We start from the raw sequence: 13,549 nt of genomic DNA, 5'->3' as shown, positions 1-13,549 counted from the left end.
TGCCTTTTCATTTTTCTTTCATTTATCTATGGTAGCTTTTTATAAATGACAAGAAGGAGAGATTTGCATGAAAAAAATAGGGCTTTTGCTCGCTATATTCGTATTGATTTTATATGGGAGGAGTTCATCAGTTAAAGCTGCGGAGGAAAATGGCTTTCATTACAATGTGAATGGTGCAGAAATTGAGATTACAAATTATACGGGGCCAGCAGGGGAGATTGTGATACCCAATACACTAGGCTCAGGGGGAGAGCCTGTTACACAAATTGCAAATGAGGCTTTTCGCAATAAAGGGTTAACAAAGGTGACAGTGCCACATACAGTACAAGTTATAGGGAAAGAAGCATTCCAAAATAATCAAATTACCAATGTCAATTTGTTCAACACAGTAAAAGAGATTCATCAATCGGCCTTTGCTAACAATGCGTTAACAGAAATTATTCTTCCACACAGTGTAACAACATTAGGGGATTATGCGTTTGCTGAGAATCAATTAACAACAGTCGATATCTCACCAAATATAACGAGACTATCATCGTTTGCCTTTGCTGATAATCTGTTAACTGATGTCATAATTCCAGTAGGTGTAGAAGAAATTAGTCAAGGTGCATTCTCTAAAAATCGATTAACACATGTCAGCTTCCCCAATACGCTTAAAACGCTAGGACAAGCTGTGTTTAGCAATAATTATTTAACAGATATCACATTTCCAAACTCCTTAAATAATTTAGGAAACTGGGCATTTCAAGAAAATAATGTGCGTACAGTGACATTTAATAGTAGCCCAACTATTGGGCAGGAGCCTTTTCTTAGTCAAGGGAAATATGGAGTGCAACAAATTTATGGAGGAATGTTTACAGCAGAAGACTTTTTGATAGAGTGGGATTCCTCTGTTCCAACATTACCATTCGTGATTTATGCTAAATATGAATATAAAGTGTCCTTTGATACAATGGGTGGGACAGCAATAAATCCTCTCTATGTACTGTCAAAAGGGAAAATAATAGAACCCGGAGCGCCGAGCAAGCTTGATGCGATATTCGATGGTTGGTATGAAAATACAACGTTTAATGATAGATGGGATTTTTCGACAGATGTCGTGACGAAGCCGCTAACATTGTATGCAAAATGGCAAAGCTATTATCAAGTGTCCTTTGATACAAATGGAGGTTCGGCTGTTGCAATGCAGCATATTATACCTAATGAGAACATTACATTGCCACCTCCACCAACAAAAGTAGATCATGTATTTGCAGGCTGGTATAAAGATGTGCTATTTACAGAGCTATGGGATTTTGTAAATGATAAAGTGATGGCAGACACGATACTTTATGCTAAATGGACGAAAAATACTTCGCCACCTCCAGTACCAGCACCTATTGAAAAAGAGCGATCCACTTATACAGTAATATTTAATGTAAATGGTGGGACAACAGTAGCTAATCAAACGCTTGAGGAACAGCAAAAGGTAGTGGAGCCGACACAGCCATTAAAAGAAGGCTACACATTTGTAGGCTGGTATAAGGATGCTATGTTCATAAATAAATGGAATTTTACGCAGGATATCGTGACAGAAAATATGATATTGTATGCAAAATGGGTGGAAAATGTAGTGGATATACCAGATAACTCAAATGAAATCACAGAGCCTACTCTGGAACAGCCACCAGCATGTCCAATTCAATTTAACGATATCGCCTCACATTGGGCACAAAAAATGATTGAAGATATCGCAGGACGCTGCTGGGTTAAAGGCTATCCTGATAGCACATTCAAGCCAAACGATTCCATTCAGCGTCAGCATGTAGCAGTAATATTTACTCGTGCATTTGATTTACTAGCAGTGCGTGAGATGCAAGAGTTTACAGATATTACGACGAAGCATCGCTATTATGATGCGATTGCTCAAGTGTATCAAACAGGGGTATTTGATGGAACAGAAGGCAAATTTAATCCTGAAGCACCGATGACAAGGGCACATATGGCGAAAGTGCTTGTGGAAGCATTTGATTTAACCTCAGAGCAAACAAGTACATTCCAAGATGTGCCTACTACACATTGGGCATATGCCTATATCTCAATACTAGCAGATCATCAAATTGCCTTGGGGGATGGTGGATATTTCAAGCCAAATGAACCTGTGACACGTGCGCAATTTGTCGCATTTATGTATCGAGCGCTGCAACAATAGTATATCAAACGGTCGAGAAAACAAGCTCGACCGTTTTTGCATTTCAAAAGTGCAGTATTTGTCGTATACTAAAAAGAGAAAAATAGTAAGATGGAGGAATTATGAAAAAGCAACAGAAAAAATGGAAAATTGTAAGTTTTGTCGCTATGATTTTTGTTTTATGTCTATCAACAATCACTGTCCATCCAGCATCAGCAAGCACAGTGCAGCCGAAAGAGGAGATGCGTGCGGTATGGATTTCAACAGTGCTAAATATTGATATGAAGGCGGGAATGAATAAGGAGCAATATACCGCTTGGGTACGTCAAACATTAGATAAATTAAAAGCAAATAAGTTAAATACGGTGATTTATCAAGTAAGACCAACAAATGATGCGATGTATTCATCAAAGCTCGCACCATGGTCAACCTACATAACAGGGAAAAAACAAGGAACAAATCCAGGATACGACCCGCTTGCTATTATGGTAGAAGAGGCACATAAACGAGGGATGGAGCTACATGCATGGATGAACCCATACCGCGTAACAATGCCTAGCCAAAAATTAAAGGATCTTGCACCTGATAATGTCGCAAGAAAAAATCCGAGCTGGGTTGTCAAATATGGCAAGCAATATTATTTAAATCCTGGCTTGCCAGAAGTGCAAAACTATTTAGTGAAAACAGTAAAAGAGCTAGTAGCAAATTATGATATCGATGCAGTTCATATGGACGATTATTTTTATCCATACAAAATTGCCAAGGAAGCTTTCCCAGATCAAGCAGCCTACAAAAAATACGGTAGCTCCTTCAAAAAAGTGGAGGATTGGCGACGTGATAATGTGAACCAGCTTGTCAAAAAGCTTTATACAGCAATTAAAGAAACGAAGCCACATGTGCAATTCGGCATTTCACCATTCGGTGTATGGCGCAATAAATCAGCAGATAAAACAGGTAGCGATACAAAAGCAGGTGTCAACAACTATGACGATTTATATGCGGATGTAAGAGCATGGATTAAAAATGGTACAATTGATTATGTGACACCACAAATTTATTGGTCGCGCACATTGTCTGTTGCCAAATACGGAACATTGCTTGACTGGTGGAGCCATGAAGTACAAACATATGCGAAAGCACACCCTGTTCATCTCTATATAGGGCTTGCCGATTATAAAGTAGGCAACGATAGCGATAAAGCATGGAAAAACAAAATGGAGCTACCGAATCAAATTATAGCGAATCGTTCAGCAAAAACAGCGGCGATGGGACAAATGCACTTTTCTTTGAAAAGTATGCAAGCTAATAAACTAGGCTATGCAACAGTTGTTAATCAGCAGCTATATAATTATACGGCGCTAACACCAGGCACACCTTGGGTAAATGCGACAGTGCCTGCTGAACCGACTTTTGTACAGGTGACAAAAGAGGCAACTGGTCGCAAAATTGAAATGACAGATGGAAATAAAAATCAACCACGTAAATATGTTATTTATCGTTTTGCTGGCAATGGTGAAGGCTCATACGATGATCCGAAAAATATTGTAGATGTTGTTTATAATACGAATGGCTTTACAACATTTGTGGACAAGACAGCCTCAGCTAAAAAGAACTACACATATGGCATTAAGGCTGTATCCGCTACAGGTGTAGAAAGTGAAGCAGCTTTTGTCGTAGTGGAGGGCGAGTAGCCTGAAAAAGTACAGGAGGGAATCTATATGCCTTCCTGTATTTTTTCATCATTTAGGCAAACATTGTGCTTTGCCTATTGTTCATAGTATAATGCACTATAGTTTACATTTAGGAGAGAACAATTATATGAACCGAGAAGAACGTTTGAAACGCCAAGAGAATATCCGAAATTTCTCGATTATCGCCCATATTGACCATGGGAAATCAACTTTAGCAGACCGACTTTTAGAATCAACAAAAACAGTAACACAGCGTGAAATGAAATCGCAATTGCTTGATTCGATGGATTTAGAGCGTGAGCGTGGCATTACGATTAAATTAAACGCAGTGCAATTAAAATATGTAGCAAAAGATGGAGAAACGTATACATTCCATTTAATTGATACACCAGGACACGTCGATTTCACATATGAGGTATCACGTTCTTTAGCGGCATGTGAAGGTGCTATTTTAGTTGTCGATGCAGCACAAGGTATCGAAGCACAAACATTAGCTAACGTCTATTTAGCGCTTGATAATGATTTAGAAATTATGCCTGTTATTAATAAAATTGACTTACCAGCAGCTGACCCAGAGCGTGTTAAGCAGGAAATTGAGGACGTTATTGGCCTGGACGCATCAGATGCCGTTTTAGCATCAGCGAAGGCTGGTATCGGGATTGAGGAAATTTTAGAGCAAATTGTAGAAAAAGTACCTGCACCAACAGGTGATCCAGATGCCCCATTACAAGCGCTTATTTTTGACTCTGTCTATGATGCCTACAAAGGTGTTATCATTTCCATTCGTATTGTTAACGGTACAGTGAAGCCTGGAGATAAAATTCGTATGATGGCAACAGGTGCAGAGTTTGAGGTAATTGAAGTAGGAATTCATACACCAAAGGCTGTGCCACAAGCGGAATTAACAGTTGGTGACGTAGGTTATTTAACAGCATCCATTAAAAATGTTGGCGATACACGTGTAGGGGATACCGTAACGTTTGCAGGTAATAAAGCAGCAACAGAGGCATTACCCGGCTATCGTAAATTAAATCCAATGGTGTTCTGCGGCTTATACCCAATCGATACAGCGAAATACAATGACTTACGTGAAGCGCTAGAAAAATTAGAGCTAAACGACTCTGCCTTACAATATGAGCCAGAAACATCACAAGCATTAGGCTTCGGTTTCCGCTGTGGCTTCTTAGGCTTATTGCATATGGAAATTATTCAAGAGCGTATCGAGCGTGAGTTTAATATCGATTTAATTACGACAGCACCTTCTGTTATTTATGAAGTATTTATGACAGATGGCTCGTCGATTCGTGTTGATAACCCATCGATGATGCCTGATCCACAAAAAATTGACCGCATTGAAGAGCCGTATGTAAAAGCAACGATTATGGTGCCGAACGATTATGTAGGCGCAGTTATGGAGCTTTGCCAAATGAAGCGTGGGAATTTCATGGGCATGGATTATCTTGATACATCACGTGTCAGCATTCAATACGAAATTCCACTTTCGGAAATCGTTTATGATTTCTTTGATTATTTAAAGTCAAACACGAAAGGCTATGCATCATTTGACTATGAGTTAATCGGTTACAAGCCATCGAAGCTTGTGAAAATGGATATTTTATTAAATAGTGAGCAAGTCGATGCATTAAGCTTTATCGTACACCGTGACTTTGCTTATGAGCGTGGTAAAGTGATTGTAGAAAAATTAAAGGAATTAATCCCAAGACAGCAATTCGAAGTGCCTGTTCAAGCAGCTATCGGACAAAAGGTTGTGGCGCGCTCGACAATCAAAGCCATCCGTAAAAACGTACTTGCTAAATGTTATGGCGGTGACATTTCGCGTAAACGTAAGCTTCTTGATAAGCAAAAAGAAGGTAAAAAGCGTATGAAGCAAGTAGGCTCTGTGGAAGTTCCGCAGGAAGCGTTTATGGCAGTGTTGAAGATGGATGATAGTAAATAAGAAATAGTAGCAGAGCAATATGACTCTAGCTATAGTTAATAGAGCACTTAACCTTTTTTACGGTTAAGTGCTTTTATTATCGTAATTTATTAAAATTATTTGAAAAGTTAAAGGGATTTAACAAAAAATATAGAATATAACAATTTGAAAGACGAATTTTGAATATAGGAGGAAATAAATCAATGAAAAAGAAAAAAACATTGTTATCAGTTGCCGCTGCAACTTTTCTGCTTTTCGGTTTGTCATTTAGCTCAGGTGCAAGCGCTGCGAATGATCAAGGTGCAGGGGGCGGAGGCTATACGCCACCACCACCAAAATGCCAACCTGGAAAGGCATGTCCAATCTTAGCATAGCTTAACAATTCGATATTGAGAAATAGAGCACGTAAATGAGTTTGGCTAGCTACATTCATTTACGTGCTTTTTCTTGTAACAAAATAAAACTTGTCCTATGCTTCACCCCCGATTGCTAGTACATCGTCTCCAGCAGCAATCCACTAATAGACATTCGTACAAAGGATGTGCAAGCAGCAGAGTATACTAGATTAGATGAAGAAGATAAGGAGGGAGAGTATGTCATTTAATCATAGCAACAAAGGCTGTCATAAAATAAAATATTGTCCGATGGAGACTAAATTTTTTGGTAAATTTATTGCTGGTGACTATGTTGCACCTAATATACCACCTGAAGAGCGTACAATGGCCTTTGGTTCATTACGCAGTAATACATTGGAAGATACAGCAACCGTGCAGACCCCTGTATCATTCGATGTAGTAGGCCCTTTATCGAATGTGACAGTGAGCCCAACAGGAAATGAATTAGTGGTCAATGAGAGCGGTGTATATCAAGTAACAGTATCGATAAATGCTATAGCATTTGCTGCACCAGACCCAACGGACGGTTATTTATCAGCAACTATTACAGTCAATGGAATGCCTATTTTTACTCAAGGTATTGCCGTCTTTAATATTACAAGTAGAAATAGCTCAGCCTATATTGTGCAAGCGGCTTTAAATGCGGGGGATCAAGTAGGGGTTAGTGCAGCCTCAGAAGCCTTTCTATTTGGTTATATGAACCGTTCATTGACGCTTCTACAATTGCAGTAAACCGGCTAGTAGAGGTTAATTGACAGGCGTCAGCATAGGAAAATAGGTGTTGGATAAATAGTTTCGGTGCACCTTCTTTATTAAAATGGAGGTGCGTCTTTCCCTTGACAAATTATTGAAATGATTTATGCTGTATGTTAAGAATTTACAAGGAGAGTGGCAATATGAAGCAAATTATTGCATTGGGTGGTGGCGGCTTTTCAATGGAGCCAGATAACCCCTTATTAGACCAATATATTTTACAGCAAAGTAGTAAAGCAAAGCCGAAAATTTGCTTTTTAGCAACGGCGAGTGGAGATTCACAGGATTATATTGCACGCTTTTATCGATTTTTTGAGCAACAGTCGTGTGAGCCAAGTCATTTTTCACTATTTAATCCATCTACAAGGGATATAGAGTCATTTTTACTTGCACAGGATATTATTTATGTTGGTGGAGGGAACACGAAAAATTTACTCGCTTTATGGAAAGAGTGGAGCATCGATCAAATATTACATAAAGCTTGGGAGCAAGGCATCATATTAGCTGGTATTAGTGCAGGCTCGATTTGTTGGTTTGAAGAAGGTGTGACAGATTCCTTTGGAGATGGACTAGCACCATTGCAATGTCTAGGCTTTTTACAAGGGAGCAATTGTCCACATTATGATGGGGAAGCCAATCGTAGACCTAGCTACCATCAACTAATCGCAGCACAGCAAATTCAAGCAGGCTACGCAGCAGATGACGGTGTTGGAATTCATTTCATCGAGCAAGAAGCACATGCCATTGTTAGTTCAAGGCCATATGCAAAAGCATATAAAGTTACCTACACTCAAGAAGTGCGAGAAATGGAGCTTGAAACAAATTATTTAGGAGCTCAAAAAAATGCATAAAGAAACCGCTATAAATATAAGAGAAAGTTTAAGCGCTGATTGTTCACAATGCTTTGGGCTTTGTTGTACAGCGCTGAATATTGTGGCATCAAGCGATTTTGCCATCAATAAGCCAGCAGAGACGCCATGCCCAAACCTACAGCAAGACTTTCGCTGTAAAATACATAAAAACCTAAGGACACAGGGCTTTAAAGGCTGTACAGTATTTGATTGTTTAGGCGCTGGTCAAAAGGTTTCACAGCACACTTTTAAAGGGCAAAGCTGGCGTGAGCATCCTGAGGTTTCTAAGAAAATGTTCAACGTTTTTCCTGTGATGGAGCAGCTTTATGAAATGATTGCCTTTGTCGCAGAAGCGTTAACGTATACAATTTCAGATACATTAAGACAAAGGCTAAGTGAGCAGCTTGAAAAGCTACAAGACTTAACAGATTTAGAGGCAGAGCAATTATTAGCAATAGATATGATTAGCTGTCGACAGCCTGTCAATATGCTATTGCTGGAAACAAGTGAGTACATCCGTAGTCAATTGAGTGCAAACGTTTTTAAAATAAAAAAAGGTAAGCAATATCGAGGTATTGATTGGGTTGGGAAAAATTTAAAGGGGAAAGATTTAAGAACAACTGATTTACGAGGTGCCTATTTAATTGCAGCAAATTTGCAAAATGCGGACTTAAGAGGTGTCGATTTGATTGGTGCTGATTTACGTGATGCCAATATTAGCGGGGCAAATCTCTCGACAAGCCTGTTTTTAACACAAATGCAGATTAACTCAGCTAAAGGAGATAAACAGACGAAATTACCGACATATATTCAGCCTCCAACGCATTGGCTGTCTGGAACATAATGTGATTCCAGACAGCTTTTTCTTATTCTCCAAAGAAATAAAGGAAAAGTGATAACAATGTGGCAAAGAAGAAAACGGTACCAATAACATAAAGATGACGCTTTTTCCCCATTACGACAATCGCTATATATTCACGAATCATCGCATTAGGCCAATAGTAAAATGCAGTTTTTGAGCCAATTCCTTGGCTGTTTAGACCTGCTCGTCGTGCATACAAGCCTGCTCGGAATAAATGGAAATTATTTGTTGTGAAAATACTGCTATGCTGAGGCTTTAACGAATCCATTAGGCGCTTAGAAAAGAGCATATTTTCATAGGTGTTCACAGATTGGCTTTCCTGCAATGTATGCTCGATTGGAATTCCTTTTTCGAGCGCATAGCTTTGCATTGCCTCTGCCTCAGAAAGCCCCTCATTTGGACCTTGTCCACCAGAAAAAATAATGGTTGGTGGCGTTGTAACCTTTGCTTGTTTATTATAAAATTCTATTGCTTTATTAATGCGGCTCGCTAATAATGGCGGCACTTTATCATGAATTAATCCGCTGCCCAACACGATAATAAAATCTTGATTCAAGCGTGGACGATTGAACTGATATAAAAAATAAGCTGCCAAGAAGTTCGATGCATGAATTAAAAAATAGAAAATAATAAAAGAAACTGCCATGAAAAATGGCTGAAATTCAAGAGAAAAGCGCCCGCTTAAATTGAAAAGGCCAATAAAAAAGTAGGCTACAATCGCAATGCCTAATAGCAGTGTTAATGAATTAGAAAATCGACGTCCTTCCTTGCGAAACAATGTGCGAGCGTTTAGAAAAAGAGCTACAGTAAACGCCACAGTTGCGAAGGGAATTAACAGCACTAACGCACCGATAGGGATAGCAATCGCCAATTGTAATAGACGATTATCAGATGAGAGCGATGCAACAAGGCAAAACATTAAAAATGACATAAGAAAAAAGTTAAATAAAAGTCCATTTATTAATTTCCTAGGGTCAATGAAATATGAAATCATAAAAACGATAAATAAAATAAGTGGAATAATTCCAAAATATAAATACATCGTAGACACCTCCAATTTTATGATGAAGGCAAAAAAGCCATTCGTCAACATTCTATATATTTTCTAGCATAATGGATTATCATCTTACCATTTTTTCGTTATAATTGGGGGAACTGAATGAATTTAGCAGAAGGAGCATGAGATGAAAAAAAGTTTAAAGCAGATTTTTACTATCTATACGAGCGATATAAAAAATATAGCAACTAATTGGGTAGCGCTTGTTTTAATTGGTGGCTTAGTATTTTTACCATCGCTTTATGCATGGTTTAATATTTATGCATCATGGGACCCATATGGACAAACGAATCAAATGCAAGTGGCAATTGTCAACGAGGATATAGGTGCTACTGTGCGTGGCGATGAAATCAATGTCGGAAATGAGCTCATCGTCCAGTTAGCAACGAACAAAAATTTTGATTGGAAATTTACCGACCGCAAAGAGGCAATCGATAAATTAACGGTAGGCGATTATTTCGCGACGGTTATCATTCCCGCAGATTTTTCTGCAAAGCTGGCTTCTGTACTGGCAGATACGCCAGAGAAGGCAAAAATCGAATATTATGTCAATGAAAAAATTAACTCGATTGCACCTAAAATTACAGATAAAGGAGCAAGCGGCATTGCCGAGCAAATCTCAAGTGAATTTATTGCGACGGTCAATGGAACGATTTTTACTATTTTTAATGAATTAGGGGTTGAAATCGAAAAGGAAGTACCAAACTTCGAAAAGTTTGAGGAGTACGTCTTTTTAATTGAAGAGCATTTACCTGATATTGAGCACACATTAAATAAGGCAGCGCAGGATAGCGATCAAGCAGGTGAAATGATTACAGAAGGCTTAGCCATGATGCCAAAGGTGCAGGAAACGACGAATGAAGGCTTAGCGACTGTGCAAAGCGCCATGCTATTATTGAATGAAGCAGAAGTAACATTAAATGCGCTATCCCCGATTGTAGAAAGGGATTTACAGCGTGTTCAAAAGGTATCGAAAGATGTAGAGAGTTTTTTGGCGCAATTAGGGAATGTTGATATTGATACGACAAAGCTAGATCAAGCATTAGCTGATATGCAAAGTCGACTAACAGTTGCTGACAAAGGTATCGATGAGCTAATCACACATGCAGAGGCCATTGGACAAATTACACAAGATGTGGAAAATGTCCGCTTAACCTTAAAGCAAAAAGTGCAGCAAGCAATTGATGAGCTTCTTGCAATGAACCCACAAATTGATGAAGAAAAAATAGCAAATACGAAAATGGTGCAGAGGTTACAGGAAGTATTAGTACATGTGGAAAGCTTGCCAACTGCAAAAGAGCGTGAGCAGCTTGTAGTCGATCAACTGTACAATTTAAAGTCGAGCATGGCAGATTTTTCGCGTCAAATTGATGCATTGGGCAAAATGGATGTCAATGATGCGACGCTAAAGCAAGGCTTGAAAAATTTACAGCAAGTCGCAGCGAACATCGATTTACAAATTGATGGCTTTTTATCACAATATAAAAGTACGTTAGAGCCAAAAATTAAGTCAATGCTAGGTGATGCTAAAAAAAGCTTAACAGGTGCATCCGATATTTTAACGAAAGTACAAAGCCTAGTTCCAGAAGTGACACAAATTTTAAAAAATGCAGACGAATCGTTAGCAAAGGCAAACGACACGCTTGCACAAATTCAAGCGAACTATCCTGCGTTGAGTGAGAAGATAAAAGATTTGGCGAATAAATTACGTACACTAGATAATGAAGCAAATATCCATGAAATTATTACATTGCTGAAAAACAATGCATCGGCAGAGCGTGACTTCTTTGCAAATCCTGTTGAAGTAGAAAACCATAAGCTATTCCCAATTGATAAATATGGTACAGGGATGATTCCATTCTATACAGTTTTATCAATTTGGGTAGGCTGCTTATTACTTATTTCCTTACTGTCTGTCAACGTACATCGTGTGGGGGAGTTTTCCATTCGTGAAGTGTACTTTGGGCGCTTGCTAACATTTGGGACATTTGCGTTACTGCAAACGACAATTATTACATTGGGTGATATTTTCTTATTTGATGGCACATTAGCCTCACCTGTTTTATTCGTTTTATTTGGGCTATTTATTGCGAGCGTCTTTATTACAGTTGTTTATACACTCGTATCCGTCTTTGGAGATGTCGGCAAGGCGATGGCTATCGTCATGCTTGTATTGCAAATTGCGGGTTCAGGTGGTACGTATCCTGTTCAGCTATTGCCGAAGTTTTTCCAAATGATTAATCCGTTTTTACCGTTCACGTATGCGATTGAATTAATGCGCGAAGCGGTTGGAGGAATCGTTTGGTCAACGGTTGCTCTTGATATGATCGTTTTGTTCATCGGAGGGGTGTTATTCCTGTTGTTCGGTACATTCTTCAAAAAGATTTTAAGCGAGAAAACGGAGGCACTGCTAAAAAAATCGAGAGAGACGGATATTATTCATTGATTGTTTTTAGTTGACGCCATGTTTCCACTATGTTTCTCTGTAAATGGAGAAGCATAGTGGATTTTTAACTGTAATAACAAAGCACAAAGAAATAGATTATAAAAGGGAAGTGATTTTATTGGCAAGAGGTGTTTACATTCATATTCCCTTCTGCCATCAAATTTGCCACTACTGTGATTTTAATAAAGTATTTTTTAAAAATCAGCCAGTAGACGCATATATTGAGGCGCTTGGACAAGAAATAGCAACAGCTGTAGCACAATATCCGAACGAATTTACACAAGTAGAAACGATTTTTTTAGGTGGTGGAACACCGACAGCGCTATCTGCCGCACAAATTCAGCGCTTACTTGAAATAATTCGAAACTTTATCCCGATGCAAAACGTAAAAGAATTTACATCGGAAGCAAATCCTGATGAGCTAACAGTGGAAAAATTGCAGGCTTTATTTAATGGTGGAGTTAATCGTCTAAGCATGGGCGTGCAGTCATTCGATGCGGGCTTGCTCGAAAAAATTGGGCGCACACATAGCAATGAGCATGTGTATAAGGCAATTGACAATGCCAAGCAAGTTGGTTTTACGAATATTAGTATTGATTTAATGTACGGCTTACCAGGACAAACGATGGTGCAGTGGCAGCACACATTGCAAACAGCTTTAGCTTTAAAGCTACCACATTACTCTGCCTATTCATTAATTGTGGAGCCGAAGACGGTGTTTTATATTCAATATGCGAAAGGCAAGCTGCATTTGCCGACACAAGATTTAGAAGCTGATATGTATGATGTATTGCTACAGGAAATGGAAGCAGCAGGCCTGGCACAATATGAAATTAGTAATTTTGCTGAGGAAGGACATGTGTCGATTCACAATAAAATTTATTGGGATAATGATGAGTATGCAGGCTTCGGTGCTGGTGCGCATGGCTACTTGGCAGGCATACGTTATTCTAATCATGGGCCTATCAAAAAATATATTGAAATCGCTCAATCAGATGTACGTCCAATTGTGCATGAGCATCAAGTAACACACGAAGAAAAAATGGAAGAACAAATGTTTTTAGGGCTGCGCAAAGTAGAAGGTGTATCATTTACAGCCTATGAAAAGAAAATGAAGGAGCCGATGCATAAGCGCTATGGTGACATTATTGAACAGCTTGTCAAAGATGGTCTTTTACAACAGGACGAGCAAGGCATTCGTTTAACAAGGCAAGGGCGCTTTGTAGGCAATGAAGTGTTTCAACAGTTTTTAACCTGATTCTTTTGTGTCAATAGTGAAGCAGCATAATATAGATGCCCAAATGCTCGTTAGCAGCACACAATACTTTGAAATGTAGAGTATTTACTTACTTTCTTAATAGTCGATAAAAACATCGGGCGATTTCGTT

10 protein-coding genes are annotated in these 13,549 nt (G+C 38.8%); 9 read left to right on the top strand and 1 reads right to left on the bottom strand.

Going from position 1 to position 13,549, the window contains the following annotated elements; genetic code table 11:
* Positions 1 to 67 precede the first annotated feature (67 nt).
* The 7 genes from R6U77_RS17175 to R6U77_RS17145 all read left to right on the top strand — a co-directional run bounded on the left by R6U77_RS17175 (position 68) and on the right by R6U77_RS17145 (position 8,640).
* Positions 68 to 2,191 carry an InlB B-repeat-containing protein gene (locus R6U77_RS17175; protein WP_319836584.1) on the top strand — a complete coding sequence of 708 codons (2,124 nt, stop codon included), beginning with the start codon at positions 68 to 70 and terminating at the stop codon, positions 2,189 to 2,191.
* A 101-nt stretch (positions 2,192 to 2,292) separates the two neighbouring features.
* Positions 2,293 to 3,861 (top strand): glycoside hydrolase family 10-like protein, encoded by a 1,569-nt coding sequence (locus R6U77_RS17170; RefSeq protein WP_319836583.1) that lies wholly within the window; start codon positions 2,293 to 2,295, stop codon positions 3,859 to 3,861.
* A gap of 127 nt (positions 3,862 to 3,988) precedes the next feature.
* Complete coding sequence (gene lepA, locus R6U77_RS17165) at positions 3,989 to 5,818, top strand: translation elongation factor 4 (RefSeq protein ID WP_293920909.1); 1,830 nt, start codon at positions 3,989 to 3,991, stop codon at positions 5,816 to 5,818.
* A 182-nt stretch (positions 5,819 to 6,000) separates the two neighbouring features.
* Positions 6,001 to 6,171 (top strand): hypothetical protein, encoded by a 171-nt coding sequence (locus tag R6U77_RS17160; protein ID WP_319836582.1) that lies wholly within the window; start codon positions 6,001 to 6,003, stop codon positions 6,169 to 6,171.
* 219 nt (positions 6,172 to 6,390) lie between these two features.
* Positions 6,391 to 6,924, top strand: coding sequence for a hypothetical protein (locus R6U77_RS17155; RefSeq protein ID WP_319836581.1), 534 nt, complete (start codon positions 6,391 to 6,393; stop codon positions 6,922 to 6,924).
* A 164-nt stretch (positions 6,925 to 7,088) separates the two neighbouring features.
* A complete protein-coding gene (locus R6U77_RS17150; RefSeq protein WP_319836580.1) occupies positions 7,089 to 7,796 on the top strand; it encodes a Type 1 glutamine amidotransferase-like domain-containing protein in 708 nt (235 codons plus the stop codon).
* The gene (locus R6U77_RS17145) at positions 7,789 to 8,640 is read left to right on the top strand and encodes a pentapeptide repeat-containing protein (protein WP_319836579.1); all 852 of its coding nucleotides are present in this window, start codon (positions 7,789 to 7,791) and stop codon (positions 8,638 to 8,640) included. Before R6U77_RS17150 ends, R6U77_RS17145 begins: the two co-directional genes overlap by 8 nt.
* A 22-nt stretch (positions 8,641 to 8,662) precedes the next feature.
* Here R6U77_RS17145 and R6U77_RS17140 read toward each other — a convergent pair whose 3' ends face one another.
* Positions 8,663 to 9,700, bottom strand: coding sequence for a YdcF family protein (locus R6U77_RS17140; protein WP_319836578.1), 1,038 nt, complete (start codon positions 9,698 to 9,700; stop codon positions 8,663 to 8,665).
* A 142-nt stretch (positions 9,701 to 9,842) separates the two neighbouring features.
* Here R6U77_RS17140 and R6U77_RS17135 point away from each other — a divergent pair, with 142 nt between their 5' ends.
* Positions 9,843 to 12,161, top strand: coding sequence for a YhgE/Pip domain-containing protein (locus R6U77_RS17135; RefSeq protein WP_319836577.1), 2,319 nt, complete (start codon positions 9,843 to 9,845; stop codon positions 12,159 to 12,161).
* A gap of 118 nt (positions 12,162 to 12,279) precedes the next feature.
* Positions 12,280 to 13,419 (top strand): radical SAM family heme chaperone HemW, encoded by a 1,140-nt coding sequence (gene hemW / locus R6U77_RS17130; RefSeq protein WP_319836576.1) that lies wholly within the window; start codon positions 12,280 to 12,282, stop codon positions 13,417 to 13,419.
* The last annotated feature ends 130 nt before the right edge of the window (positions 13,420 to 13,549 follow it).

Origin of the sequence: Lysinibacillus louembei (genome assembly GCF_033880585.1) — a bacterium.
GTDB lineage: Bacteria > Bacillota > Bacilli > Bacillales_A > Planococcaceae > Metasolibacillus > Metasolibacillus louembei.
The sequence above is the reverse complement of the archived record's forward strand: the minus strand, read 5'-3'. Positions and strand labels throughout refer to the sequence as shown.

Bases quoted from the DNA above. Each gene is read 5' to 3' on its own strand.
- R6U77_RS17175 (WP_319836584.1), top strand. From the start codon at position 68: ATGAAAAAAATAGGGCTTTTGCTCGCTATATTCGTATTGATTTTATAT.
- R6U77_RS17170 (WP_319836583.1), top strand. From the start codon at position 2,293: ATGAAAAAGCAACAGAAAAAATGGAAAATTGTAAGTTTTGTCGCTATG.
- lepA (WP_293920909.1), top strand. From the start codon at position 3,989: ATGAACCGAGAAGAACGTTTGAAACGCCAAGAGAATATCCGAAATTTC.
- R6U77_RS17160 (WP_319836582.1), top strand. From the start codon at position 6,001: ATGAAAAAGAAAAAAACATTGTTATCAGTTGCCGCTGCAACTTTTCTG.
- R6U77_RS17155 (WP_319836581.1), top strand. From the start codon at position 6,391: ATGTCATTTAATCATAGCAACAAAGGCTGTCATAAAATAAAATATTGT.
- R6U77_RS17150 (WP_319836580.1), top strand. From the start codon at position 7,089: ATGAAGCAAATTATTGCATTGGGTGGTGGCGGCTTTTCAATGGAGCCA.
- R6U77_RS17145 (WP_319836579.1), top strand. From the start codon at position 7,789: ATGCATAAAGAAACCGCTATAAATATAAGAGAAAGTTTAAGCGCTGAT.
- R6U77_RS17140 (WP_319836578.1), bottom strand. From the start codon at position 9,700: ATGTATTTATATTTTGGAATTATTCCACTTATTTTATTTATCGTTTTT.
- R6U77_RS17135 (WP_319836577.1), top strand. From the start codon at position 9,843: ATGAAAAAAAGTTTAAAGCAGATTTTTACTATCTATACGAGCGATATA.